This window comes from Microbacterium sp. MMO-10 (genome assembly GCF_037148715.1).
GTDB lineage: Bacteria > Actinomycetota > Actinomycetes > Actinomycetales > Microbacteriaceae > Microbacterium.
Genome location: NZ_JBBCSV010000002.1, coordinates 496,859 through 523,013 on the forward strand (window position 1 = coordinate 496,859; position 26,155 = coordinate 523,013).

Below are 26,155 nucleotides of genomic sequence, written 5' to 3' on the forward strand. Positions count from 1 at the left end.
ACAGGAGTCCTCATGCTCGAAGGAATCGACCCCCTGCTCACCGGTGAGCTGCTGCTGCACCTCGACCGGATGGGACACTCCGACGCGGTCGTCGTGGCCGACGCGCACTTCCCGGCGTGGGCGCTCGGCGCGCGCGTGGTCGATCTGCCCGGCACCACGACGCCGGCCGTGGTCGCCGCGATCCGCTCGGTGCTGCCCCTCGACGACGCCCCGGGCATGGACCTCATGGAGTCGGCCGACGCGACGGTGCTCGACGTGCAGCGGGAGCTCATGGCGGCCGCCGGCACGGACGAGGAGACCACGCGCTTCGTGGAGCGCTTCGCGTACTACGACGTCGCGCAGGGGGCCTACCTCATGGTGCGCACGGGGGAGACCCGCAAGTACGGCAACGCGCTGCTGCGCAAGGGCGTCGTCGGGCACCCCTCCGCCTGAACCGCACCCACCCGAGGATCGAGGAAGAGGCAGAGATGCGACAGCAGTGGTTCGATGAGGCCCGGTTCGGGATGTTCGTGCATTTCGGCCTCTACAGCGGGGCCGCCCGGCACGAATGGGTGCAGAACTACGAGCGCCTGACGGCGGAGGAGTATCGCGCCTACTTCGACCACTTCGACCCCGACCTGTTCGACGCGACCGCGCTCGCGCGTCGTGCGAAGGCGACGGGGATGGGCTACGTCGTGCTCACCACGAAGCACCACGACGGGTTCTGCCTCTGGGACTCGGCGCTCACCGACTACACGTCGATGACGGCGTGCGGGCGTGATCTGGTGCGCGAGTACGTCGACGCCCTGCGCGCCGAGGGACTGCGGGTGGGTCTGTACCACTCGCTCATCGACTGGCATCACCCGGACTTCACGGTGGATGGGAACCACCCTCGCCGTGCCGACGCGATCGAGCACGAGCGCAACCGCGCGCGGGACATGGATCGCTACCGCGCGTACCTGCACGGGCAGGTGCGCGAGCTGCTCACCCGGTACGGCGACATCGACTACCTGTTCTTCGACTTCACCTACCCCGAGGAGAAGGACGGCTGGGCGGGGAAGGGGCCGGCGGATTGGGACGCGGAGACGCTCCTGGCGCTCTGCCGCGAGCTGCAGCCGCAGATGCTCGTGAACGACCGGCTCGGGATCCCCGCCGACGTCGTGACGCCGGAGCAGTACCAGCCGACCGCCCCGATCGTCGTGGAGGGCGTCCCCCAGGTGTGGGAGGCGTGCCAGACGATCAACGGATCCTGGGGCTATCACCGCGACAACCACGATCAGAAGTCCGCCGTTCTGCTGGCCCAGATGCTCGCGGACTCCGTGGCGATGGACGGCAACATGCTGCTCAACGTCGGCCCGGACGGCCGGGGGAGCATCGCGCCGCGCGACGAGGCCGTGCTCGCCGAGCTGGGCGAGTGGATGCGCCTGCACCGCGACGCGATCGTCGGCGCGGGCCATGCGCCCTTCGCCGCGCCGCGCGAGGGCGTCTACACGCGGCGGGGCGACCGCCTCTACCTGCACCTGTTCTCCTGGCCGCTCGGCTACGTGCACCTCGAGGGGCTCGCGGACCGCGTCACGTACGCGCGTCTGCTGAACGACGGATCCTGGCTGAAGACCTCGGTGACGGATCCGCACCAGCAGGCGTCGCTCATGACTCCGGCGGGGGAGCAGGAGGGCACGCTCACGGTGCACCTGCCCGTGCGGCGCCCCGACGTGCTCATCCCGGTCATCGAGCTGACCCTCGCGCCCGTCGCCTGACCGCCGGCGCCGGCGGTCAGGCGACGGGGTCGACCAGCTCCATGGCCAGGCGCGCCGCGCCGTAGAGCGCCGCGTCGGGGCCCGTGCGGGCGGACTCGATGCGCAGGGTCTGGGCGGCGAGCGGATGGCACGCCTCGTACACGCGGCTGCGGACCGCGGCGAGGAAGGGCTCGCTCGCGCTCATGCTCCCGGTGAGGAACACGGCGTGCGGGTTGAAGAAGTTGACCACGCCGGACAGCACCTGACCGAGGTGCGTGCCGGCCGTGCGCACCAGCGTCGTGGCGATCGGATCGCCGTTGCGCGCCAGCTCCAGCACGTCGGCGGCGCCCGCGACGGCGACGCCGCGCTCGCGCATCTGCCGGACGAGGCCCGCACCGCTCGCGATGGTCTCCAGGCAGCCGTGGTTGCCGCAGGAGCAGGGGATGTCCGCGGCCTCGGCGACGCGCGTGTGCGTGATGTCCCCGGCCGCGGACGTGGCGCCGCGGTGCACGGAACCCGCCACGATGATGCCGCTTCCGATCGCGGTCCCCGCCTTGACCGTGATGCTGTGCTGGTCGCGCGTGAGGCTGCGGTGATGCTCGCCCAGGGCCATGAGGTTCGCGTCGTTGTCGACCACGGCCGGAACTCCGAAGCGCCCGGCCAGCGCCTCGCCGACGCGGAATCCGGGCCAGCCCGGCATACGGGAGGGCTGGTCTACGCTGCCGGACTCGAAGTCCACCGGCCCCGGGAGCGCGATGCCCACTGCTCGGATGTCTGCCTCGGCGGCGAGGGCGCGGAGCCCCGCCTCGACGAGGGCGAGCGTCGCCTCGGGGCCGTCCGCGATCGTGATCGGGATCGTCGCGGTCCGGTCGAGGTGACCGCCGAGATCGAGCAGCCCGAGCCGGGCGTGCTCGCCGCCGAGTTCCGCGGCCAGCACGCGATGCGGTGTGCCGCCCAGGGAGAGGCGGCGTGCGCGGCGTCCGCCGGATGACTGCGCCTGACCGTTCTCCCGCAGGATTCCGGCGTCCACGAGCTCCTGCACGCGGAGGGAGACGGTGGATGGGGCGATGCCGAGCAGCCGGGCGAGGTCGGAGCGCGACAGCGCTTCACCGCGCGTCACCAGCTCCACGATCTGCCGGGCGTGGTCGCCGGACGACGGGGGTTCGCGACGGTCCGGGGACCGGTCTGCGGGATGTGCCATGACACTTCCTTCGAGGTCAAATGAAGATCACTCTAGTGGCGAATGACCAACCAGTTCGGATAAATCACGGAACTCTCACGATCTGAGCCAGACATCCGATGTTCGACTGGAGTTTCGCGTGTCGCTCTGACAGGGTGAGGGCATAACCCCGAATTACTTCGTTCGAACTCAAACGAAGCCTGGATCTGTTCGTGCCTGAGGAGGCATTTCAATGAAGAAGACTCACCTCGTCCCCGTGGCGGCGTTCACGGTGGGCGCCGCCCTCGTCCTCACCGGCTGCGGAGGCTCCAGCAGCAGCGCCGGTGGCGACGACAAGACCGTCGTGGTCGACATGTGGGCCGGATCCGCCGACGACACCAAGGCGCTGCAGGCTCAGATCGACGTCGCCAAGAAGCAGAACCCGGACCTCAAGATCGAGCTGCGCACCGCGCCGTGGAACGACTTCTTCACGAAGCTCACCACGAACATGGCCTCGGGCAACATGGCGTGCGTCACGGGCATGAACAGCGGCATGCTCTCCAGCTACACCGCAGGCTTCCAGAAGCTCACCGCGGACGATCTGAAGACCGCGGGCCTCAAGGAGGGCGACTTCGCCTCCGGCACCACCGAGATCCTGAAGAACAAGGGCGAGCTCTACGGCCTGCCGTTCGACACCGCGACCATGCTCGTCTACTACAACGCGGATCAGCTCAAGGCCGCGGGCGCGGCCGACCCGAAGCCGGGCTGGACCTTCGACGACTTCGAGAAGACCGCGAAGGCGGCCACCCGCGACGGCAAGCAGGGCTTCGCCGTCGGTATGGGCGACTTCCAGTGGCAGGCGCTGCCGATCGCCAAGGCGGGCGTGCAGCCGGCGACGCAGGACGGCAAGCTCCAGCTCACCGACAAGAAGTTCTCCGACGCCGCGACCTGGTACGCGGGCCTGGTCACCGACCAGAAGGTGGCGCTCCCCGTCGCCAGCGCCTCGGACGGCGGCTGGGGCGAGGACCAGTACTCCAACGGCAACGCGGCCATGGCCGTCGACGGCACGTGGAACGCGGTCAGCTACCTGAAGAACGAGGCGGGCTTCACCGCGGGCATGGCGCCGCTGCCGGGCGACGGCAAGGACTCGCTGAGCCTCATCCTCGGCTCGGGCTACGGCATCTCCAAGACCTGCAAGAACAAGGACGCCGCGCTCAAGGTGCTTGGATCCCTGCTCAGCAAGGACTCGCAGGACTACATCGCCTCCTCGGGCCGCAGCTACCCGGCGCGCACCGAGAGCCAGCCGCTGTACTTCGAGTCGATCGACGAGAAGTACCGCGCACAGGTCGAGGAGGTCTTCAAGGCCGCGTTCGCGAACGTGCAGGGTCAGTACGTCACCGACAACTGGTCGAAGGTCGGCAGCTACATCCAGCCGCAGCTCGTGAGCGTCTATAACGGCCAGACCCCCATGGCCGACGTGCTCAAGAGCGCGCAGGAGCAGTTCGGCAAGTGATCCCCTCCCGGCCCGGCGGATCCGTCCGCCGGGCCGGGACACCATCCTGGAAGAAGGAGGAACGGTGACCATCGCCGCATCCCGCGGTCGCGCGCCGCAGGACCGCCGCGGCGTCCCGGCCCGCCGCGGATCCCTCGCGCGGACAGAGGGCCGTCAGGCGCTCGGCTTCGCGAGCCCCGCCCTGATCGGCCTCGCCGTGTTCACCGTCGTGCCGGTCGTGCTCTCGATCGTGATGAGCTTCTACAACTGGCCCACGTTCGGCGACAAGACGTTCAACGGCGTCGGGAACTACATCAAGCTCTTCACGTCGAGCCCGGACTTCTGGCCCGCGATGCGCAACACCGCCGTCTTCACGGTCGTCTACGTGCCGCTCAGCATCGTCTGCTCCCTGATCCTGGCGATGTCCCTCGGGCCGCGGATCCGCGGACGCGGCGCGCTGCGCGTGCTCTTCTTCATCCCGGTCGTGACGCCCATGGTCGCGAGCGTCCTGGTGTGGAAGATGATGCTGCAGCCGCAGGGCCTCTTCAACGGGATCGCCCAGGGCTGGTTCGGCATCAAGCTCCCCAACTTCCTCGCCGACCCGTTCTGGGCGATGGCGATGGTCATCATCATGAGCGTCTGGCAGGGGCTCGGCTACAACATGCTCATCTTCTCGGCCGCCCTCGAGCAGCTGCCGGAATCGGTCATCGAGGCGGCGCGGATCGACGGGGCCTCCGGTTTCCGGATGCAGTGGAGCGTCGTGGTCCCGATGATCTCGCCGTCGATCTTCTTCGCGACGATCATGACCATGATCACGTCCCTGCAGGTCTTCGCGCAGCCGCAGCTGCTCACCGGCGGCGGTCCGGGCAATGCGACCCAGCCGCTCGTGCAGTTCATCTACAACCAGGGCTTCAAGTTCCAGGATCTCGGCATCGCCGCCGCCGGCGCGTGGATCCTGTTCGCGCTCATCATCATCATCACCGCGCTGCAGTTCGGAGCGCAGAAGAAGTGGGTGCACTATGAGCACTGATCTGCAGCAGAGCGCCCTCATCGCCTCGGACGAGTCGATCGAGGTCGCGGCCGAGGACCGCACCAAGCGCACCAAGGCGCCGCTCTCCGGCGCCGAGCGGACGCGCCTCATCATCGCCCACGTCTTCGTCTACCTCGCCGCGCTGATCTTCGTGTCGCCGCTGATCTACTCGTTCTTCTCGGCGCTCAAGCCGAACAACGAGATGTTCTCGATGCCGCCGAAGCTCATCGGCTCCGAGCTGCGCTGGTCCAACTTCGCCGACGTGTTCGCGTACGGTCCGTTCCTCACCTACATCGGCAACTCGTTCTTCGTGGCGATCGCCGGAACACTCGTCGTCCTCATCGTCTCCACGACCGCGGGCTACGCCTTCGGGCGTCTGCGCTGGAAGGGCCGCGACGCCGTGTTCGTGCTCTTCCTCGCGACCCTCATGGTCCCCGCCGAGGTGCTCGTCATCCCGATGTTCCAGGTCATGCAGTGGCTGAACTGGGTGGACACCTACCAGGCGCTGATCTTCCCGTTCGCGTTCACCGCCTTCGGCACGTTCCTCATGCGGCAGTTCTTCCGGGGGATCCCCTACGAGCTCGAAGAGGCCGCGCGCGTCGACGGCGCGGGGCCCGTGCGCTCGTTCCTGCAGATCATCCTCCCGCTCGCGAAGTCGGCGGTCGCGGTGCTCTCCGTGTTCACCTTCCTGTCGTTCTGGAACAGCTACCTCTGGCCGCTCATCGTCACGGTCGACTACAACGCGCACGGCACGCTCCCCGTGGGACTCGCGACCTTCTCCGGTCTCACCGGCACGCGCTGGGACCTGCAGATGGCGGCCGCGATCATCTCGATGGTGCCCACGACGATCCTCGTGATCGTGCTGCAGAAGCACCTGGTCAAGGGCATCGCGATGGCGGGGCTCGGCGGACGATGACCCACGACGCACACTCCGGTGCCGAGCCGCACCGGCACACGAGCGCGCCCGTGATCGCGGGCATCGACATCGGCGGGACGAAGATCTCCGCCGTGCTGACCGACGAGTCCGGATCCGTCCTGGCCCGAGGCGTCGTACCGGCGCCGGCCGCGGAGGGCGGTCCCGCGATGGCGGACGCCGCAGCGGGCCTCGTGCTCCGGCTGTGCGGCGTGATCGGAGCGCCCCTGGCCGGCGCCGGCGTCGGTGCGGCCGGTGTGATCGACCAGGAGCGCGGCGTCGTGGTCGCCGCCTCCGCCACGTTCACGGACTGGAGCGGCTTCCCCCTGGCGGAGGAGCTCGAAGGCCGACTCGGCGCACCCGTGTGGGTCGAGAACGACGTGAACGCGTTCCTCCTCGGCGAGCTGCGCTGGGGTGCGGCCCGCGGCGAGAGCGACGTGCTCGGCATCATGCTCGGCACCGGAGTGGGAGGCGCGATCGCCCTCGGCGGCGCCGTGCACCACGGCGTGCACGGCGCGGCGGGGGAGATCGGGCACACGCCGGGATTCAGCGAGCTCGTCTGCACCTGCGGGCAGACCGGGCATCTCGAGACGCTCGCCTCCGGCACCTCGATCACGCGCCGCTATCGCGCGGCCACGGGATCCGACGCCTCCGCTCCGGAGATCGCCGATCGCGCCAGGGACGGCGAGGCCGCTGCGCTCGCCGTCTTCGCAGACGCGGCGCGGGCGACCGCGCTCGCCGCGTCCATCACGGCGTCACTGCTCGACCTCGGCATGGTCGTGGTCGGCGGTGGAGTCCGCGAGGCCTGGGACCTGCTCGAACCCGGCATCCTCGAGACGCTGCGCACCGACGCCCCGGTCTCCGGGTTCCCGCTGCGCATCGTGCCCGCCGAGATCTCGGCCGACGCCGTCGCCCGGGGAGCAGCGGCGCTCGCGTCCGCGCGGCTCGCCGATTCCGTCCCCGCCACCGTCTGAACCGTCCGCACCCCTGAGAAGGAACCCACGCCGTCATGACAGCGCCCACCCCGCACCTCCGCCCCGAGGCCGACACGGTCTGGATGGGGCCGCTCCCGCCCGTCGAGGACGGAGGGCTCGTCCGTCCGCGGATCGGCATCGCCGGGATCTCGATCGAGTCCAGCACCTTCTCGCCGCACATCTCCGGCGACGAGGCCTTCACGATCCGCGAGGGCGCCGAGCTCGTCGGCTACTACCCGTTCCTCGACGAGGAGCGTGAGCTGCGAGCGGCGGCGGAGTGGGTCCCGATCCATCACGGCCGCTCGCTTCCGGGAGGTGCCGTGGCGCTGGCCACCTACCTGCGGATGAAGGAGGCGATCGTTCACGGCATCCGCGCCGAGATCGCCGCGGGCGGTCCGTTCGACGGCTTCTTCTTCGACATCCACGGCGCCATGAGCGTCGTCGGGATGCAGGACGCGGAGGGGGACCTCGCGGCCGCCGTGCGCGCCGAGCTCGGCGACGACGTGCTCGTGTCGACCTCGATGGACCTGCACGGCAACGTGTCGGAGGTGCTGCGCGACGCCCTGGATCTGCTCACCTGCTATCGGATGGCGCCGCACGAGGACTGGATGAACACCAAGGAGCGCGCGGTGTGGAACCTGCTCGCGCGCCTGCGCGGTCCGCACGGATCCGATCCGCTGCTCCGACGCCCCTTCAAGGCATGGGTCCCCGTTCCCGTGCTGCTGCCGGGGGAGAAGACGAGCACCCGACTGGAGCCGGCGCGCGGCATCTACGCGCAGGTGCCGGACGTCGAGGAGCTCGACGGCGTCGTGGACGCGGCGATCTGGGTCGGATACGCGTGGGCCGACGAGCCGCGCAACATGGCGATCGTGATGGTGACCGGCGACGACCGCGCCGTGATCGCCCGCGAGGCGGAGCGGCTGGCCCGGGAGTACTGGGACGCCCGCGCCGACTTCGTCTTCGTGGGCCCGACCGCGGGCCTCGGTGAGGCGCTCGATCGCGCGCTCGCGCCGGGAGCTGCTCGCCCGTACGTGATCTCCGACTCCGGCGACAACCCCACGGCGGGCGGCGCCGGCGACGTGTCCTGGACGCTCGGCGAGCTGCTCGCGCGCCCGGAGCTCGCAGAACCGGGGCGCGTCGTCGTGCACGCTTCCGTCTTCGATCCCGCGGCGGTCGCGCAGGCCGTGGCCGCGGGCGTCGGCGCCGCCGTCGACCTCGAGGTGGGCGGCCGGGTGGATCCGGGTCCGCGCGGCCCCGTGCCGATCTCGGGCGAGGTCCTCTCGATCACCGAGGGCGATCCCGAGGCGGGCACGCAGGTCGTGATCGGCGCCGGCAGCGTGCACGCGATCGTCACCGAGCGCCGCAAGCCCTTCCACCACCTCGACGACTTCCGCATGCTGGGACTGGATCCCGAGGCCGCCGACATCGTGATCGTGAAGATCGGCTACCTCGAGCCCGAGCTGTACGACCTCGCCGCCGACTGGACGCTCGCGCTCACGCCGGGTGGCGTGGACCAGGATCTGCTCCGCCTGGGGCACCACCGGCTCGCACCCGGTGTCTTCCCGTTCGACACCGACGGTGAGCCGGCCCTGACGGCGCACGTGAGCCGTCGCGGAGAGGAGCTGCCCGCATGATGAACTTCGAGAAGCGCACCGGACCCGACTTCGGATCCGCCGCACCCGCCTACCCGGATGCCGCCGTGCCGGACTGGTACCGTGACGCCAAACTCGGCTTCTTCGTGCACTGGGGCCTGTACTCCGTGCCCGCCTGGGCCGTGCAGCACGGCGAGGGCGTGAACATCCCCACCGAGGACGCCTACGCCTGGCACCAGTACGCGGAGTGGTACGGCAACACCGTGCGGATCACGGGAAGCCCGACCTGGCAGCGGCATCAGGAGCTCTACGGACCCGGGACGTCCTACGAGGACCTCGCCGACCTCTGGGACGCATCGTCCTTCGACGCGGACGCGTTCGTCGGCGAGCTCGTGGATGCGGGGGCGCGCTACGTCATCCCCACCACCAAGCACCACGAGGGCTTCTGCCTGTGGGGGACCGGTACGACCGGATTCAACGCGGTGGCCCGCGGACCCCGGCGCGATCTGATCGCGGAGCTCCACGACGCCACGCGCCGTGCGGGCGCGCGGTTCGGCGTGTACTTCTCCGGCGCGCTGGACTGGCATGCGAGCGACTTCCCGGCGATCGAGTCCGACACCGACCTGTTCCGCTACCGCCGCAACGACGAGCACTTCTCGCGCTACGCCGCCGCGCAGCTCGACGAGCTCGTCGAGCGCTTCTCACCCGACGTGCTCTGGAACGACATCGAGTGGCCAGACGGCGGCAAGGGGAACGACGACTTCGCGGTCGCGGCACTCCTGCGCCGCTACTTCGCACGGGTGCCGGACGGCGTCGTGAACGACCGCTGGGGTGTGCCGTACCACGGCTTCCTCACGCGGGAGTACACGCACATCCCCGGGATCCTCGATGCTCCGTGGGAGTCCACGCGCGGCCTCGGCTACTCGTTCGGGTACAACCAGGCGGAGGACGAGCGCCAGACGCTGTCCGGCCCGGACCTGATCCGGATGCTCGTCGACGTCGTCTCCAAGAACGGCAACCTGCTCATCAACGTCGGTCCCGATGCGGCCGGGCGGATCCCCGAGCTGCAGCGCCGGACGATGCGCGACCTCGGCGCCTGGATGCGCACGAACGGCGAGACGATCCATGGCACGCGCCCCTGGCTGCGCTTCGGCGAGGAGGCCGGCGAGCCGCGCCGCTATACCGAGTCGGCTGCCGGCGTGCACGTGCACGCGCTCGACCCCAGCGCCGGGGAGCTCCGTCTCCCGGCTGAGCTGACCGACGGCACGGCGCGCTGGGCGGACGGCTCCGCCGCGGAGTCGGAGACCGCGACGGACGGTGCGCGGATCGTGCGCATCCCCGCCGGGCTGAGCGACGAGCCCGTCGCCACCCTCACGGTCGCACCGTGACGCGGATCGCGCTCGAGATCGCGGTTGACGGGCCGGCGGGGGCGCGGACCGCGTTCGAGAGCGGCGCCGATCGGGTGGAGCTCTGCCAGGCGCTCGCCGCGACCGGAGGCCTGACGCCCTCGGGCGCCACGGTCGACGCGGTGCTCGCCGTCGCCGGCGATCCTGCGCGCGTCGCCGTGCTCGTGCGGCCCCGCGGGGGCGGATTCGTCTACAGCGCCGAGGAGGTCGACCTCGTGGCGGCCGACATCGCCGATGTCGTCCGCCGGGGCGCCGGGGCGGTCGTGGTCGGCGCCCTGACCGCCGCGGGAGCGGTCGACCGACGCGCGCTGGACGCGTGGCGGCAGGCGGCCGGCGCCGCGGACCTCGTCTTCCATCGCGCGATCGACGCGGTGCCGGAGCCTGCGGCGATCGTTGACGACCTCATCGCGGGCGGGGTGCGCCGCGTGCTCAGCAGCGGTCGCGCGGCGCGCAGCATCGACGGGGTCGAGACTCTGCGCGGGCTCGTCGCCGCGGCGGACGGCGGACTCGAGATCATGGCCGGGGGAGGAGTGCGCGTGGAAGACGTCGCCGGGCTCCTGGCGGCCGGGGTCGACGCGGTCCATCTGTCGGCGCGCCGGCCCTCCGGGGACACGACGCCGAGCGGACCCGGCGGCGGGGATCCCGGTTTCGACGTGACCGATGCAGAGATCGTGCGGCGGGCCGCCGCCGCGCTGCGGGGCTGATCCCGGGCCGCGCTCTCCTTCGCGGAGAGAGTGGGCCTCTGGAGGACGAACGAGCGCGACGCCCCGAGAGGGACGTCGCGCTCGTCTTTTCGCCGGTGCGCGGGTCAGGGTGTGCTGGTCGGCGCGGGCGTCGAGCCCGACGACGAGGCGTCCGGAACCGTGAGCGGTGCTTCGACGCCGGCGCCCCAGACCGGCGCGGGGAGCGTGGTGTCGGTGTTGCCGTCGCGGATGGCGCGCAGGGCATCGGCGATCGCGGGCGCGTTCTCCGGCACGGGGAGGCCGCACTTGCGCAGCTCGGACGCGAACTCCAGCGTCAGCCGGGTCTTGCCCGCCTCGACCGCCTGTGCGGTGGTGCCGGTGCGCTTGTCGCTGCCGGTCTGGATGGCCGAGACCTCCTCGCACACGTGGTAGACGGTGCCGCCGTCGACCCAGACGACCTGGTCCTTGCCGAGCAGCTGGATCACGGTGGACTGGTCCGCCGTGTACTGCTCGACGGACGGCGGGTTGAAGTCGATCCCGAGCACGACGGCGAGAGCCGCGAGCGCGATGCCCACGATGCCCGCGATCGTCTTCTGCCCCTTGTCCATGTCCTTGTTCAGGAACACGAGGATGATGAGCGGCACGAACGCGATGATCGCGATGATCGCGCCCAGCTGGTTCTGCACGAAGAACCGCACGGTGTCCGAGCGACGGGCCGGATCCAGGCGGTTCGCCTTCTTCCAGAGGAACGATCCGGTGATCGACAGCGCCGCGATCACGACGAACAGCACGATGAGCGTGATGAACGCCCACTGCGGGAACGTCGCGGTCGCGCCCTGCTGCTCGAGGAGCCCGGTGTCGGGGTTGCGGACGAGCTCGCCGTCGCCGCCGGTGACCTGGCGCTGCCGGAGCAGCCAGAAGATGCCGAACGCCTCGGCGGCGATCGCGACGACCCAGAGCACCACGGCGATCCAGCGGAACCGCGTCGCCTTCGCCTTGGCCTCGGGGGTGGGGGTCCAGCCGGCGGGAGGATCCGCCGGCGCGTCCGTGGAAGCCGCGGCGCTGGTCGACGCGGGTGCGGGCTTGCTCGCCGCGCGGGCGGGCTTCTTGCTGTTGTTCTCGGGCACGGTGGTCCTTTCCGCCTGGTGCAGGACCGAGCCTAGCGGCGGGGGCCCGCTGATCCGGGGAAATCGGTCGCTACGCTGGACGCATGACGACCGATCCGGACGACGCGCTGCGCTGGGAGGGCGACGAGCCCGCCGCGCCGGACGCCCCCGCGAAGCAGGAGCGCCCGACCGACGCCGCGCCGCCTCAGGCCCCGCAGGGGGATCCCGGGGCGGTGCACACCGCTGCCGCCGGCATCGAGGCGCCCGTCGCCGCCGCGGCCCCCGCGGCGGAGGCGTCGCCGGCCGAAGTCGAGGACGAGGACGAGGACGAGGACGAGCCTGAGGGGATCGGCAACGTCGCCCTGGTGTTCTACGGGATCATCGGCGGTGTGTACCTGCTCTTCGCGGTGGGCTGGATCGTGGGCGGCTTCCGTCTGCGGCCGCGGGCCTCGCTCCTGCTCGGGGACTGGACGTACTTCCCGTGGATGTGGCTCGCGGCGCTCGCGCCGGTGCTGTGGTTCGCGGCGACCTGGGTGCTCACCCGAGGCACCGCGACCTGGATCCGGATCGTGGCGCTGATCGGCGGTGCGGTGCTGCTCGTGCCGTGGCCCTTCGTGATGTTCGGGACGGTGGGGGCATGAGCGCAGAAGCCAGGACGACCCTGGATCCGCGGCGCCCCCGCTGGATCCTGTACACGCTGCTCGGCCTGTTCGGGCTCCTCTACGCCTACGCGGTGTGGAACGCGATCGCCTACACGATCCCGCTCGCCGGGCTCGCGATCGGTGCGACCACGTGGGTGGCGCTGATCCTCGCGATCATCCTGCCCGTGGTGGTCTACGTGCTCGCGATCGCGATCACCCGCCGACGCGGACTCGGCACGGTCGCCCTCGTGCTCTTCGCCGGGCTCGGGGTGGTCGCGGTGTTCTGGCTGGACGTGGTCGGCTACACGCTGTCCGGCGCGCACTGACCCGCGGCGTCACACGGTCCGGAGGGCACGGCGCGCTCCGGTAGAGTGTTCGCACCATCGCGCCCCGACGGTGCGGCGCATCCGGATCCCCCTTCCCAGCCCCGAAGGATCTCTCTGTGCCCGAGAACGCCGTGAACACGTCCGCCCGCAAGCCCGTCGTCCTGCTCGCCGAGACGCTGTCTCCGGCCACGGTCGACGCACTCGGCCCCGACTTCGACGTCCGCTCGGTGGACGGCACCGACCGGGAGGCGCTGTTCGCCGCCCTCGCGGACGCCGACGCCGTGCTCATCCGCTCGGCCACGAAGATCGACGCGGAGGCGCTCTCGCACGCCCCCGTGCTGAAGGTCGTCGCGCGTGCCGGCGTGGGCCTGGACAACGTCGACATCAAGGCGGCGACCGCAGCCGGCGTGATGGTCGTGAACGCGCCCACGTCGAACATCGTCTCGGCCGCCGAGCTCACGGTCGGCCACATCCTCAGCCTCGCCCGCCGCATCCCGGCGGCGCACGCCTCGCTCTCGGGCGGTGCGTGGAAGCGCAGCTCCTACACCGGCGCCGAGCTCTTCGAGAAGACGGTCGGCATCGTCGGCCTCGGCCGGATCGGCGCGCTGGTGGCCGCACGTCTGGCCGCATTCGACATGCGCGTCGTCGCCTACGACCCCTATGTCACGAGCGCCCGCGCCCAGCAGCTCGGCGTGCAGCTGCTGAGCCTCGACGAACTCGTCGCGGAGAGCGACTTCCTCACGATCCACATGCCCAAGACGCCGGAGACGACCGGCATGATCGGCGCGGAGCAGTTCCGTGCGATGAAGCCCACCGCGTACGTCGTGAACGTCGCCCGTGGCGGTCTCATCGACGAGGAGGCGCTGCTCGTCGCCCTGCAGAACGGCGAGATCGCGGGTGCGGGCCTGGACGTCTTCACCTCCGAGCCGCCGGTCGAGGGAAGCGCGGCGCGCGCACTCACCGCGCAGCCGAACGTCGTCGTCACTCCGCACCTCGGCGCGTCGACGGACGAGGCGCAGGAGAAGGCCGGCGTCTCGGTGGCGCGCTCCGTGCGGCTCGCCCTCGGCGGCGACCTGGTCCCGGACGCGGTCAACGTCGCCGGTGGCGTGATCGACCCGTACGTGCGTCCGGGCATCCCGCTCACCGAGAAGCTCGGCCAGATCCTGTCCGGTCTTGCGCAGTCGCCGCTGACCAGCCTCGACGTCGAGGTGCACGGCGAGCTCAACGGGTACGAGGTCGGCGTGCTGCGACTCGCCGCGCTCAAGGGCGTGTTCACCCCGATCGTCAGCGAGACGGTCTCGTACGTGAACGCGCCGCTGCTCGCCGAACAGCGCGGCGTCGCCGTGCGCCTGGTTCAGGACGACATCAGCGAGGAGTACCGCAACGTCATCACGCTGCGCGGGGCGCTCGCCGACGGCAGCCAGGTCTCCGTGTCGGGCACCCTCACGGGCCCCAAGCAGATCGAGAAGCTCGTCGCGATCAACGGCCACGCCGTCGAGCTGCCGATCGAGAAGCACCACGTCGTCATGCTGTACACGGACCGTCCCGGCATCGTCGCGGTCTACGGCCAGCGCTTCGGCGAGGCCGGGATCAACATCGCCGGCATGCAGATCGCCCGCGAGAACGCCGGTGGCCAGGCCCTGTCGGTGCTCACGCTCGACTCGCCGATCCCCGAGGTGCTGCTCGACGAGGTGCGCGAGGCGATCGACGCCGACCTGTTCCGTCAGATCGAGCTCGTCGAGGCGTGATCCTCGCCCTTCGGGGCCGCTGAGCGCGCCGGCCGAACCCCCTCGGGGGTCGTTGAGCGAGCGGGGCGAACCCCCTCGGGGTCGTTGAGCGAGCGGGGCGAACCCCCTCAGGGTCGTTGAGCGAGCGCAGCGAACTCCCTCGGGGTCGTTGAGCGAGCGCAGCGAGACGAAACGCGGTGCCCTTGCGAGGGCGCCGCGTTTCGTCTCGGTCGCCTGCGGCGTCCTCGCTCAACGACCCCGAGGGGTGCCTGCAGCGCCCTACGCACAGCGGCCCCGGGGACGGTCGCCTGCGCATCCTCGCCGCCGATGTGCGTCGGGCGCGGTCTCAGCCCTCGACGGTGCGGAGTACGAGAGCGACCAGCGCGTCGAAGTCCGCCCCGGTGGGGAGGACGCCGTCCGCGTCGTCTGCGGGACCGTGCGAGTCCAGGGCGTTGTTGAAGAACAGCCCGTCGCTGAGCAGCATGACGAGGTCGAGCGCCGCCTGATCGCGCACGTGCGGGCGGATCGCCTCGGCCGACTCCTCGCGCATGCGGTGCAGCACGTCCGTGGCGGCCCTGCTGCCGCTCTGGGCCAGGCAGGACGCCGCGATGATCGCCCGGTCGAGGGCGTCGTCCATCATGACCGAGGTGCGCAGGTAATACTCGACCGGTCCCTCGGATGCGGAGCGGATCCGCTCGATGTCCTCGGCCGCGAGGGCGTCGAGACGTGCGATCATCGCGGTCGCGAGCTCGTCCTTCGAGGCGAAGTGGTAGAGCAGTCCGCCTTTGGAGACTCCCGCCGCCCGGGCGACGGCGTCGAGGGTCGCGGCGCGCTCGCCGTCGGAGATCAGCAGCGCCTCATAGGCGTCGAGGACGCGCTCACGGGCATGCGGAGGTCTGGCCATGTCTGTTACTATACCATCCGGACGGTTTAGTAATTCGTCCCTCATTGACAGATCCGAGAGGTGCACCATGTCCGCAACAGCGTCGATCTCCCTGCCGGGGACCGAGGACGGCCCCCGCGTCGGCGCGCGCGGATGGGCGGCGCTGGTCGTGCTCATGCTGCCGGTGCTGCTGGTCTCCGTCGACAACACCGTGCTGTCGTTCGCGCTGCCGGAGATCTCCACGGCGCTGAGCCCCAGCGGCGTCGAGCAGCTGTGGATCATCGACGTCTACCCGCTCGTGCTCGCCGGCCTGCTGGTGACGATGGGCACGCTCGGCGACCGCTTCGGGCGGCGGAAGATGCTGCTCATCGGCGCCACCGGTTTCGCGCTCGTCTCCGCGCTCGCCGCATTCGCCCCGACCGCGGGCCTGCTGATCGCGGCTCGTGCCCTGCTCGGGTTCTTCGGCGCGATGCTGATGCCGTCGACGCTCTCGCTATTGCGCTCGGTGTTCCAGAACCGCGAGCAGCGCCGTCTCGCGATCGCGGTGTGGGCGGCGGCGTTCTCCGCCGGATCCGCGCTCGGACCGATCGTCGGGGGAGTGCTGCTCGAGCACTTCGCGTGGGGATCCGTGTTCCTCGTCGCCGTCCCGGTGCTCATCCCGCTGCTGATCCTCGCGCCGATCCTGGTGCCGGAGAGCCGGGATCCGAACCCGGGGCGGATCGACCTGCTCAGCATCCTGATGTCGATGGCCACCATGGTGCCCGTGGTGTACGCGATCAAGGAGTTCGCCGTCGACGGCGTCTCGCCGCTCGTCGTGATCCTGATCGTCCTCGGCGTGGGCATGGGCGTGCTCTTCGTGCGCCGCCAGTTGCGTGCCGAGGTCCCGATGCTCGACATGGGGTTGTTCCGGCGCGGGATGTTCAGCGGCGCGATCCTGGTGAACCTGCTCAGCGTCGTGGCGCTCGTCGGCTTCCTGTACTACGTGTCGCAGCATCTGCAGCTCGTGCTCGGGTTGAAGCCCGTCGACGCCGGCCTCGCGCTCATCCCGGGCATGGCCATGATGATCGTCTCGGGTCTCGTCGTCGTGCCGATCGCGCGTCGGGTGCGCCCCGAGGTCCTCGTGCCGTCGGCCCTGGTGTTCTCGCTCGCCGGCTATCTCGTCGTCGCGTTCACCACGCACGCGCACGGCGTCGCCCCGCTGATCGTCGCGTTCGTGCTGCTCGGCATCGGCATCGGCGCCGCGGAGACCGTCTCGAACGAGCTCATCCTCGCGGCTGCGCCACCGGAGAAGGCCGGTGCCGCGAGCGCCGTCTCCGAGACCGCGTACGAGCTGGGCGCCGTGCTCGGCACGACGATCCTGGGCGGCATCATCACCGCGTTCTACCGCAGCTCCCTGATCGTGCCCGCGGGCGTGCCGGATGCCGTGGCCGACCGCGCCAGGGAGACGCTGGCCGGAGCGTTCTCCGCGGCCGAGAAGCTCCCGGACGCCCTGGGCACCGCACTGCAGCAGGCGGCCGCCGACGCCTTCGGCACCGGTGTGATGGTGACGTCGCTCATCGGCGGCGGGCTCGTCGTCGTCGCGGCCGTGATCGCCGCGCTGACTCTCGGCCGCCGCCTCCGCTGACCGCCATTCTCGAGTCGTCCCCCTCAGCACGGTCTATGGGTCGTGCTGAGGGGGACGACTCGTTGTCTTGAGGGGCTCCGGCTGCCGATAGCCTGGGATCCTCCACCCGCAACAATTGAGGAGCGCCTGTGTCTGTCGCCTCGTCCCGTGTCGTGAAGCTCGCCGTCATCCCCGGGGACGGCATCGGTCCCGAGGTCGTCGCCGAGGCCGAGAAGGTCCTCGACGCGGTGACCGCGGACAGCGGCGTGACCTTCGAGAAGACGCCCTTCTCGCTCGGCGCCGCACGCTTCCTGGAGACCGGCGACACGCTCACCGACACGGACCTCGACGCGATCCGCACCCATGACGCGATCCTGCTCGGCGCCGTCGGCGGACAGCCGGGGGATCCGCGCCTCAAGGACGCGAACATCGAGCGCGGCCTGCTGCTGAAGCTCCGCTTCGAGCTCGACCACTACGTGAACCTGCGGCCCTCCCGGCTGTACCCCGGATCGACCGGCCCGCTGGCGGACCCGGGCGAGATCGACTTCGTCGTGGTCCGCGAGGGCACCGAGGGCCCCTACGTCGGCAACGGCGGCGCCATCCGCAAGGGCACACCGCACGAGGTCGCGAACGAGACCAGCGTCAACACGGCGTTCGGCGTCGAACGGGTCGTCCGCTACGCCTTCGCCCTCGCCGAGAAGCGCCGCAAGAAGCTCACGCTCGTGCACAAGACCAACGTGCTCGTGCACGCCGGCGCGATCTGGAAGCGGATCGTCGACGAGGTGGCGCTCGAGCACCCCGACGTGGCCGTAGACTACCTGCACGTCGACGCGGCCACGATCTTCCTGGTCACCCACCCTTCGCGCTTCGACGTGATCGTCACCGACAACCTCTTCGGGGACATCCTCACGGATCTGGCCGGCGCCGTCACCGGTGGCATCGGCCTCGCCGCCTCGGGCAACATCAACCCCGACGGCGCGTTCCCGTCGATGTTCGAGCCCGTGCACGGCTCGGCACCCGACATCGCGGGTCAGCAGAAGGCCGACCCCACCGCAGCGATCCTCTCGGTCGCCCTGCTCCTGGACCACCTGGGGCTCGTCGACGAGGCCGCACGCGTGCAGCGCGCGGTCCAGGAGGACGTCGCATCGCGGGAAGGCACCCGCACCACCGAACAGACCGGCGCGGCGATCATCGCGCGACTCCAGGCGTAACCTGAAGTCACGCGCACGACGCCGTCCCCTTCGACCTGTCAGGACACACTCATGACCATCGAACTCCCTCTTCAGGCTCCGTCTCCCGCCGGCCTCATCTGGCGGGTCACCCGCAACGAGGAGCCGCGCTCGGACGCCGAGCGCGAGACGATCTTGCAGAACCCCGGATTCGGGCAGTACTTCACCGACCACATGGTCGACCTGTGCTGGTCGGAGAAGGGCGGGTGGCACCGCCCCCGCGTCTCGCCCTACGGCCCGATCGAGCTCGACCCGGCTGCGGCCGTGCTGCACTACTCGCAGGAGATCTTCGAAGGCCTCAAGGCCTATCGGCACGCGGACGGATCGGTCTGGACCTTCCGTCCCGACCGCAACGCCGCCCGCCTGCAGCGCTCCGCGGCGCGGCTCGCACTGCCTCCGCTGCCCACCGAGCTCTTCATCGAGTCGCTCAAGCAGCTGGTCGCCGTCGACTCGTCCTGGGTGCCCAGCAACCCGGAGGAGAGCCTGTACTTGCGCCCCTTCATGTTCGCGAAGGAGGCGTTCCTCGGCGTGCGCGCGGCGAAGAAGGTCGCCTATTACCTGATCGCCAGCCCGGCCGGCGCCTACTTCCCGGGAGGCGTGCAGCCGGTCAACATCTGGCTCTCGCGCGACTACGCGCGCGCCGGACGAGGCGGCACCGGCGCGGCCAAGACCGGCGGCAACTACGCCTCGAGCCTGCTCCCGCAGGAGGAGGCGTACAAGAAGGGCTGCCAGCAGGTGCTCTTCCTCGACGGCGAGTACATCGAGGAGCTCGGCGGCATGAACCTCGTGCTCGTCACCCGCGACAACAAGCTGATCACCCCCGAGTCCGACTCGATCCTCGAGGGCATCACCCTCGCGTCGATCCTGCAGCTCGCGAAGGATCGCGGACTCGAGGTCGAGCAGCGCAAGCTGTCGATCCAGGAGTGGCGCGACGGCGCCGCGTCCGGTGAGATCGTCGGCGCGTTCGCGTGCGGCACCGCTGCGGTCGTCGTGCCGATCGGAAAGCTGCAGGCCGCCGACTTCGAGATCGTCCACGACGGCCCGCAGGCGACCGAGCTGGCCATGTCGCTGCGTGAGGAGCTCACCGACATCCAGTACGGCCGTCGTGAGGACACCCACGGCTGGCTCGTCCGCCTGGACGGCTGACCCGCCGCACGAGCAACGCCGCCTCCGGCGCGGAGGCGGCGCACGAACCGCGATCCCTGAGGGAGAGGACCCCCCTATGAAGCTGGCCATGGTCGGACTCGGACGGATGGGGGCGAACATCGTGCGCCGCCTCATGCGCGGAGGCCACGAGTGCGTCGTCTACGACGTCAACAAGGACGCCGTCGACGCCCTCGTGGCGGAGGGGGCGATCGGTGCGACCGACTACGCCGACCTCGCCGCGAAGCTCGATGGCCCGCGCGTCGTCTGGCTGATGATCCCGGCCGGTCTCACCGGACGGGTCGTCGAGGAGCTCAGCACGGTGCTGCAGCCCGGCGACATCCTCATCGACGGCGGCAACTCCAACTACCGCGACGACGTGCGCCGCGCCAAGGCGCTGCGCGAGAAGGGCCTGAGCTACGTCGACGTGGGCACGAGCGGCGGCGTCTTCGGCCTCGAGCGCGGATACTGCCTCATGGTCGGCGGACCCGATGAGGCGTTCGCGACGATCACGCCGATCCTGAAGACGATCGCTCCGGGCGTCGGCGACATCGAGCGCACGCCGGGACGGACGGGGGAGCTCACCGATGAGGAGCTCGGCTTCCTGCACTGCGGTCCTTCGGGGGCGGGGCACTTCGTGAAGATGGTGCACAACGGCATCGAGTACGGCGTCATGGCCGCCCTCGCCGAAGGGCTGAACCTGCTCGAGAACGCCGATGCGGGAATCCGCGAGGCCGAGCACTCCGCCGAGGTCGCCCCGCTCGAGGAGCCCGAGTACTACCAGTTCGACATCGACACCCCGAAGGTCGCCGAGCTGTGGCGCCGCGGATCCGTGATCTCGTCGTGGCTGCTCGACCTCACGGCGGCGGCGCTCCAGGGCAACCCCACGCTCGACGGCCTCGCCGGCCGGGTGTCCGACTCCGGCGAGGGCCGCTGGACGGTCAAGGCCGCGGTCGACGTGGGCGTGCCGGTGCCGGTGCTCGCCGCCTCGCTGTTCGAGCGTTTCGCGTCGCGTGACGAGGACCTGTACGCGAACAAGGTGCTCTCGGCGATGCGCCTGCAGTTCGGCGGGCACAAGGAGCTCCCCGCGGGCGACGTGCTCGAGGCCGGCGGCAACAAGGCCGACCACGCCTGAGTCGCGACCGCGACGAAACATCGGATCCTCGTGGCTAGGCTGAACGTGTGAAGATCGCTCGGTTCAGCCACAACGACGGCATCAAGTACGGAATCCTCGACGAGGGTGAGCTGGTCGTGCTCGCCGGCGACCCGATGTTCGCGGGCTACGAGACGACGGGTGAGCGCGTGCCGCTCGCGGACGCCGCCCTGCTGGCGCCCGTGATCCCGAGGTCGAAGGTGGTCTGCGTCGGCAAGAACTACCACGATCACGCCGCGGAGATGGGCGGCGAGGCGCCGGCGGAGCCGCTGCTGTTCCTCAAGCCGAACACCGCGGTGATCGGCCCGGGCGACACCATCGTTCGTCCGACCGCGCTCTCGGAGCGGACCGAGTACGAGGGCGAGCTCGTCGTCGTGATCGGGCGCATCGCGAAGAACGTCGCCGCGGAGAACGCACGCCAGTACGTCTTCGGCTACACCGTCGGCAACGACGTGACGGCGCGCGATCTGCAGCGCAAGGACGGCCAGTGGGCGCGCGCCAAGGGCTTCGACACGTTCTGCCCGCTGGGTCCGTGGATCGAGACCGACGTGGATCTCGACAGCGCGGAGCTCACCACCCGCGTCAACGGCGAGGTGCGCCAGCACGCGCCGCTGACCGACATGATCCATTCCGTCGCGGACATCATCGCCTACGCGTCCGCCGTGTTCACGCTCCTTCCCGGCGACGTCATCATGACCGGCACGCCGGCGGGCGTCGGCCCCTTCGAGGCCGGCGACACCGTCGAGGTGGAGATCAGCGGCATCGGAACCCTGCGCAACGCCGTGCGCGACGCTCTGCCCGCCTCGTGAGCGCGGCGGTCCTGACGCCCGACCAGCGGAACCGGATCCAGCGGCGCACGGTCGGCATCCTTTCGCTCGGCCAGGTGCTCGGCGGCGTCGCGTTCGGCGCGACGGTCTCGCTCGGAGCACTCCTGGCGAAGGACATCTCCGGCAGCGATGCCCTGTCGGGGCTCGCCACGGCGTCGGTCACCCTGGGCGCTGCGATCGCGGCCATCCCGCTCGCCCGCCTCGCCGGAACGCGCGGACGGCGTCTCGCCCTGACCGCCGGAAACCTGCTCGCCCTCGTCGGCATCGCGATCGTGATCACGGCCGCCGCCGTGCGCTCGTTCCCGCTGCTGCTGACGGGGATCGTGCTCATCGGCATGGGAAACGCGGGCAACCTCCAGTCCCGCTTCGCCGCGACCGATCTCGCCGCCCCGGCGCACCGCGGTCGCGACCTCTCGATCGTGGTCTGGGCGACGACGATCGGAGGGGTGGCGGGTCCGCTGCTCCTCGGCGCGGGCGAGCAGGTGGGACGAGCGATCGGGATGCCGCCGCACACCGGCTCCTATCTCTTCTCCCTCGTCGCCCAGATCGCCGCCTTCACGCTGTATCTCGTGGCGCTGCGGCCGGATCCGCTCCTCCTGTCCCGGGATCTGCCCGAGACGGGTTCCTTCGTCGGGGCGGTGGAACGGGTGGACCGTCCCGTGGCCGCGCGCTATGCGATCTTCGCGATCGCCGGATCCCACGTCACGATGGCCTCGGTCATGGCCATGACTCCCGTGCATCTCGTGAACATGACGATGGCCGGCATGCACCACTCCGGCTCCATGAGCGGCAGCGGGTCGGCCGGCATGTCGGAGGTGGACGTGACCGTGCTGGTCGGCGTGACCATCGCCCTGCACGTCGCCGGGATGTACGGCCTCTCGCCCGTGTTCGGCATCCTCGCCGACCGGTGGGGGCGGCTGCGCACCGTGCTGCTCGGCCAGGTCGTGCTCGTCGCCTCGCTGTGCTTCGCGATGTTCGCGGGGGAGACCCCGTGGGGCGTCATGGTCGCCCTGATCCTGCTGGGACTCGGCTGGAGCGCGGCGACCGTCGCCGGGGCCGCCCTGCTCACCGAGGCGTCGGCGCCCGCGCTGCGCACGCGCAGGCAGGGGCGCAGCGACTCGCTGATGAGCCTGAGCGCAGCGGGCGGGGCGGTGCTCGCCGGGGTGATCCTGCAAACCTTCTCCTACGCGGGGCTCGCGATCGCCGCGCTGATCGTGGTCGTCGCGATCGTCGTGCTGTCGCCCCTCGGGAAGCGATGAGAGGACGCCCCGGATCCTGGAGCGGCGTCGGCGCGGCCTACGCGTCCTCCTACGCGGAGCTCTGCCGGGGGACCTTCCCCGCACTGCAGGCACTCCTCGGTACCGGGGACGGGCGGACCCTCCTCGACGTCGGGGCCGGGACCGGTGAGCTCGCGGCGGCGTTCGCCGCCGACGGCTGGGCCGTCATGGCGCGGGAGCCCGAGCCGAGCATGCGGGAGGTCGCCGCGCGCCGTCATCCCGGGCTGCGTGCGGAGGGAGGGGCCCTTCCTGCCCTTCCCGAGCGCGACGGCGCCTATGACGCGGTGGTCGCCAACTTCGTGCTCAATCACGTCCCCGATCCACGGGCCGCAGCCGCGGAGCTGCGACGGGTCGCGCGCGGGGCGGCTGTCGCCACGATCTGGACCTCTTCGCCGTCGTGGCTGTGGGCCGAGGTGTGCGATCGGGCGGGCCTCGTCGCCGCGTCCGGCGGCCGGCTCCCGGCGGAGCTGGACTTCGAGCGGAGCGTCGACGGGTTCGCGGCGATGCTCGACGAGGGCGGATGGCCCGATCCCCGGGTGCGGGAGCTGCGCTGGATCTGGCGGGCCTCGCCGGAAGCGCTGTGGAGCTCGGTCGAGGGCGGGATCGCCGGCGCCGGCGCCTACTACCGTGCGCTCGGCACGCGTGATCGCGAGCGATTCCGGGCCGGCTTCGAGGAGGTGGTCGCGGCACGCTCGGTCGACGGTGTCCTGCCGCTGGAGCATGTGGCCGCCGTGGGCGTGGCGTACCTCGATCCGTCCCGGTGAGGCGGTGGGCGGCGAATGCGGTCGTCGGGGAGCGTGCGGCCCGCCAACTAGAATCGAAGGGCTATGGCTACTCCCGATCCCCGCACCACGACCGCGTCCGGTGCCGATGTCCGCGTCCGCTTCTGCCCCTCGCCGACCGGTCTGCCGCACGTCGGCATGGTTCGCACCGCGCTCTACAACTGGGCCTATGCCCGGCACACCGGCGGGAAGCTGGTGTTCCGCATCGAGGACACCGACGCGGCCCGCGACAGCGAGGAGAGCTTCCGTCAGCTCGTCGACGCTCTGACCTGGCTCAAGATCGACTGGGACGAGGGCGTCGAGGTCGGCGGCCCGCACGCGCCGTACCGGCAGTCGCAGCGCGGCGAGATCTACCAGGAGGTGATCGAGAAGCTCAAGGCGTCGGGCGCGGTGTACGAGAGCTACTCGACGGCCGAGGAGATCGACGCCCGCAACGAGGCGAACGGCCGCGCCAAGCAGCTCGGGTACGACAACTTCGACCGCGACCTCACCGAGGAGCAGCGGGCGGCGTTCCGCACCGAGGGGCGTCAGCCCGCGCTGCGCCTGCGCGTCCCGGATGAGGACGTCACGTACGTCGACCTCATCCGCGGCGAGGTGACCTTCCCCGCCGGATCCTTCCCGGACTTCGTGGTCGTGCGTCCGAACGGCGCCCCGCTGTACACGCTGGTGAACCCCGTCGACGATGCGCTGATGGGCATCACGCACGTGCTCCGCGGCGAGGACCTCATGCCCTCCACCGCGCGCCAGCTCGCCCTCTACGGCGCGCTCATCGACGCCGGCGTCACGACGTTCGTGCCGCGCTTCGCGCACATGCCGCTCGTGCTGGGGGAGACCGGCAACAAGAAGCTGAGCAAGCGCGATCCGCAGGCCGACCTGTTCCTGCACCGCGAGCGCGGCTTCATCCACGAGGGCCTGCTGAACTACCTGGCCCTGCTGGGCTGGTCGATCGGCCCCGACCGCGACGTCTTCTCGCTCGAGGAGTTCACCGCGGCCTTCGACATCGTCAACGTCAACCCGAACCCGGCCCGCTTCGACCAGAAGAAGGCCGAGTCGATCAACGGCGACCACATCCGCACGCTGGAGCCGAAGGACTTCGCCGAGCGGATCCTGCCGTACCTGGCCGCCGCCGACGTGTTCGACGGCGAGCCGACCCACGAGCAGATCGTGCTCGCGTTCCGCGCCGCTCCGCTCGTGCAGGAGCGGGTGCAGCTCCTCGGCGAGGTGCCCGGCATGCTCGGCTTCCTCTTCACCGACTCCGTGTCGTACGACGAGGACGCGCTCAAGGGGCTGCCTGCGAACGCCGCCGAGGTGCTGACGGCATCCGCCGCCGCACTCGAGCCCCTCGAGACCTTCACACCGGACGCGATCCAGGGGGCGCTCTCCGCCGCGCTCGTCGACGAACTGGGGCTCAAGCCCCGCGTCGCCTACGGACCGCCGCGCGTCGCGCTCACCGGCCGCCGGGTGTCGCCGCCGCTGTTCGAGTCGATGGAGCTGCTCGGCAGGGACGAGACCCTGCGCCGCCTGCACGCCCTGGCGGACTTCCTGGGCTGACCCTCGTCGGACGTCCTGCCATGCGCCGCGCATCGGGGCAAGCCCCTTGGCTTGTTCGCGACGCTCGGGTGGAATGGGCGTCGACGACGGAGGAGGATCCAATGGACGTGGAGGAAGTGAGGTCGGTGCCCGGGCTGGAGCTCGACCGCTATCTCGGGCTCTGGTTCGAGCAGGGGCGGCTGCCGTTGCGGTACGAGGACGACGACGCGACCGACGTGACCGCCGAGTACGCGCTGGCCGACGACGGCACGGTGCGGGTGGACAACCGCTGTCTGGATGGCGACGGCGAACCGACGCAGGCGGTGGGGGAGGCGGAGCTCGACACCGAGCATGCGGGCCGGCTGCGCGTCACGTTCCTCCCCGAGGGGCTGCGCTGGATCCCGTTCACCCACGCCGACTACTGGGTGCTGCGCGTGGACGCCGAGTACCGGCATGCTCTCGTCGGAACCCCGGATCGCAAGCACCTCTGGCTGCTGGCACGTGAGCCCCGGGGCGACGAGGCCGTCCGGCGCGATTTCCTGGAGACTGCACGGGCACAGGGCTTCGATCTGTCCGACTGGATCGAGACCTCCCAGTCCGGCGAAGTGGTCGAGATCTGAGTGCGACGCGCGCGGGATCCGGCGCCGGTTTGGATCCCGTCGCGGGCTCGGGTAAGCTTGACTCTCGGTGCGAGGCCCTGGTTTCGCCCTTGGGGTATGGTGTAATTGGCAACACGGCTGATTCTGGTTCAGTTGTTCCTGGTTCGAGTCCAGGTACCCCAGCAAGATGAAACCCCCGCTCCGTCGGGGGTTTTCTTGTGTGCGGAGGGATGGTCGCGCTCCGGACGCGCACAACGCGACAGGGGCGTCGCAGGACGCGACGTCTTGCGGGATCCGCGGGAAAGTCGCGTGATGATCGAGGGGGATCGGGCTCTCTTCCACTGCACGGCTCGTGACACCGGGCA

24 protein-coding genes and 1 tRNA gene are annotated in these 26,155 nt (G+C 70.6%); 22 read left to right on the forward strand and 3 right to left on the reverse strand.

Annotated elements, in window-relative coordinates; genetic code table 11:
• The first annotated feature begins 12 nt into the window (after positions 1-12).
• Positions 13-432, forward strand: a complete 420-nt coding sequence (locus WFJ17_RS06750) for an RbsD/FucU family protein (RefSeq protein WP_251444366.1) — start codon at positions 13-15, stop codon at positions 430-432.
• Between the two features lie 35 nt (positions 433-467).
• Positions 468-1,736 (forward strand): alpha-L-fucosidase, encoded by a 1,269-nt coding sequence (locus WFJ17_RS06755; protein ID WP_336648010.1) that lies wholly within the window; start codon positions 468-470, stop codon positions 1,734-1,736.
• A 16-nt stretch (positions 1,737-1,752) separates the two neighbouring features.
• Here the strand turns inward: WFJ17_RS06755 and WFJ17_RS06760 are convergent, their stop codons facing one another.
• A complete protein-coding gene (locus WFJ17_RS06760) occupies positions 1,753-2,916 on the reverse strand; it encodes an ROK family transcriptional regulator (protein WP_336648011.1) in 1,164 nt (387 codons plus the stop codon).
• A gap of 211 nt (positions 2,917-3,127) precedes the next feature.
• On the opposite strand from WFJ17_RS06760, the gene WFJ17_RS06765 reads away from it, so the two are divergent.
• From WFJ17_RS06765 to WFJ17_RS06795, 7 genes are all read left to right on the forward strand, one after another.
• On the forward strand, positions 3,128-4,387 hold the full coding sequence (locus tag WFJ17_RS06765) for an ABC transporter substrate-binding protein (RefSeq protein WP_295032736.1): 1,260 nt from the start codon (positions 3,128-3,130) through the stop codon (positions 4,385-4,387).
• A gap of 64 nt (positions 4,388-4,451) precedes the next feature.
• The gene (locus tag WFJ17_RS06770; protein WP_336648012.1) at positions 4,452-5,396 is read left to right on the forward strand and encodes a carbohydrate ABC transporter permease; all 945 of its coding nucleotides are present in this window, start codon (positions 4,452-4,454) and stop codon (positions 5,394-5,396) included.
• Positions 5,386-6,312 (forward strand): carbohydrate ABC transporter permease, encoded by a 927-nt coding sequence (locus tag WFJ17_RS06775; RefSeq protein WP_251448309.1) that lies wholly within the window; start codon positions 5,386-5,388, stop codon positions 6,310-6,312. Before WFJ17_RS06770 ends, WFJ17_RS06775 begins: the two co-directional genes overlap by 11 nt.
• Entirely contained in the window at positions 6,309-7,283 is a 975-nt protein-coding gene (locus tag WFJ17_RS06780; protein ID WP_336648013.1) for an ROK family protein, read from the forward strand. Before WFJ17_RS06775 ends, WFJ17_RS06780 begins: the two co-directional genes overlap by 4 nt.
• An 83-nt stretch (positions 7,284-7,366) precedes the next feature.
• Entirely contained in the window at positions 7,367-8,917 is a 1,551-nt protein-coding gene (locus tag WFJ17_RS06785) for a M81 family metallopeptidase (RefSeq protein ID WP_336648181.1), read from the forward strand.
• The gene (locus WFJ17_RS06790; protein ID WP_336648014.1) at positions 8,914-10,263 is read left to right on the forward strand and encodes an alpha-L-fucosidase; all 1,350 of its coding nucleotides are present in this window, start codon (positions 8,914-8,916) and stop codon (positions 10,261-10,263) included. The genes WFJ17_RS06785 and WFJ17_RS06790 overlap by 4 nt, the downstream gene beginning before the upstream one ends.
• Complete coding sequence (locus WFJ17_RS06795; protein ID WP_251448322.1) at positions 10,260-10,985, forward strand: copper homeostasis protein CutC; 726 nt, start codon at positions 10,260-10,262, stop codon at positions 10,983-10,985. Before WFJ17_RS06790 ends, WFJ17_RS06795 begins: the two co-directional genes overlap by 4 nt.
• A 104-nt stretch (positions 10,986-11,089) precedes the next feature.
• Here the strand turns inward: WFJ17_RS06795 and WFJ17_RS06800 are convergent, their stop codons facing one another.
• Complete coding sequence (locus WFJ17_RS06800) at positions 11,090-12,091, reverse strand: hypothetical protein (protein ID WP_336648015.1); 1,002 nt, start codon at positions 12,089-12,091, stop codon at positions 11,090-11,092.
• Positions 12,092-12,174: 83 nt separating this feature from the next.
• Here WFJ17_RS06800 and WFJ17_RS06805 point away from each other — a divergent pair, with 83 nt between their 5' ends.
• From WFJ17_RS06805 to serA, 3 genes are all read left to right on the forward strand, one after another.
• Positions 12,175-12,711, forward strand: coding sequence for a hypothetical protein (locus WFJ17_RS06805; protein WP_336648016.1), 537 nt, complete (start codon positions 12,175-12,177; stop codon positions 12,709-12,711).
• Positions 12,708-13,037, forward strand: coding sequence for a hypothetical protein (locus tag WFJ17_RS06810; protein WP_336648017.1), 330 nt, complete (start codon positions 12,708-12,710; stop codon positions 13,035-13,037). The genes WFJ17_RS06805 and WFJ17_RS06810 overlap by 4 nt, the downstream gene beginning before the upstream one ends.
• Positions 13,038-13,153: 116 nt before the next feature.
• Complete coding sequence (gene serA, locus WFJ17_RS06815; protein WP_336648018.1) at positions 13,154-14,785, forward strand: phosphoglycerate dehydrogenase; 1,632 nt, start codon at positions 13,154-13,156, stop codon at positions 14,783-14,785.
• 325 nt (positions 14,786-15,110) lie between these two features.
• Here the strand turns inward: serA and WFJ17_RS06820 are convergent, their stop codons facing one another.
• Positions 15,111-15,668, reverse strand: a complete 558-nt coding sequence (locus WFJ17_RS06820) for a TetR/AcrR family transcriptional regulator (protein ID WP_251448337.1) — start codon at positions 15,666-15,668, stop codon at positions 15,111-15,113.
• Between the two features lie 67 nt (positions 15,669-15,735).
• Here WFJ17_RS06820 and WFJ17_RS06825 point away from each other — a divergent pair, with 67 nt between their 5' ends.
• From WFJ17_RS06825 to WFJ17_RS06870, 10 genes are all read left to right on the forward strand, one after another.
• Positions 15,736-17,271, forward strand: coding sequence for an MFS transporter (locus WFJ17_RS06825; protein WP_251448340.1), 1,536 nt, complete (start codon positions 15,736-15,738; stop codon positions 17,269-17,271).
• Between the two features lie 128 nt (positions 17,272-17,399).
• Positions 17,400-18,461: a 3-isopropylmalate dehydrogenase gene (locus WFJ17_RS06830; protein ID WP_336648019.1), complete on the forward strand. Its 1,062-nt coding sequence runs from the start codon at positions 17,400-17,402 to the stop codon at positions 18,459-18,461.
• A 51-nt stretch (positions 18,462-18,512) separates the two neighbouring features.
• Positions 18,513-19,625: a branched-chain amino acid aminotransferase gene (locus WFJ17_RS06835; RefSeq protein WP_251448346.1), complete on the forward strand. Its 1,113-nt coding sequence runs from the start codon at positions 18,513-18,515 to the stop codon at positions 19,623-19,625.
• Positions 19,626-19,701: 76 nt separating this feature from the next.
• The gene (gnd, locus tag WFJ17_RS06840) at positions 19,702-20,757 is read left to right on the forward strand and encodes a phosphogluconate dehydrogenase (NAD(+)-dependent, decarboxylating) (RefSeq protein WP_251448349.1); all 1,056 of its coding nucleotides are present in this window, start codon (positions 19,702-19,704) and stop codon (positions 20,755-20,757) included.
• Positions 20,758-20,804: 47 nt separating this feature from the next.
• The gene (locus WFJ17_RS06845; protein WP_251448352.1) at positions 20,805-21,584 is read left to right on the forward strand and encodes a fumarylacetoacetate hydrolase family protein; all 780 of its coding nucleotides are present in this window, start codon (positions 20,805-20,807) and stop codon (positions 21,582-21,584) included.
• Positions 21,581-22,861 (forward strand): MFS transporter, encoded by a 1,281-nt coding sequence (locus tag WFJ17_RS06850; protein ID WP_336648020.1) that lies wholly within the window; start codon positions 21,581-21,583, stop codon positions 22,859-22,861. The genes WFJ17_RS06845 and WFJ17_RS06850 overlap by 4 nt, the downstream gene beginning before the upstream one ends.
• A complete protein-coding gene (locus WFJ17_RS06855; protein WP_336648021.1) occupies positions 22,858-23,643 on the forward strand; it encodes a class I SAM-dependent methyltransferase in 786 nt (261 codons plus the stop codon). The genes WFJ17_RS06850 and WFJ17_RS06855 overlap by 4 nt, the downstream gene beginning before the upstream one ends.
• 63 nt (positions 23,644-23,706) lie before the next feature.
• Positions 23,707-25,212, forward strand: a complete 1,506-nt coding sequence (gltX, locus tag WFJ17_RS06860) for a glutamate--tRNA ligase (RefSeq protein WP_336648022.1) — start codon at positions 23,707-23,709, stop codon at positions 25,210-25,212.
• Positions 25,213-25,313: 101 nt separating this feature from the next.
• Positions 25,314-25,811 (forward strand): lipocalin family protein, encoded by a 498-nt coding sequence (locus WFJ17_RS06865; RefSeq protein WP_336648023.1) that lies wholly within the window; start codon positions 25,314-25,316, stop codon positions 25,809-25,811.
• A gap of 90 nt (positions 25,812-25,901) precedes the next feature.
• A tRNA-Gln gene (locus tag WFJ17_RS06870) sits at positions 25,902-25,973 on the forward strand.
• Positions 25,974-26,155 lie beyond the last annotated feature (182 nt).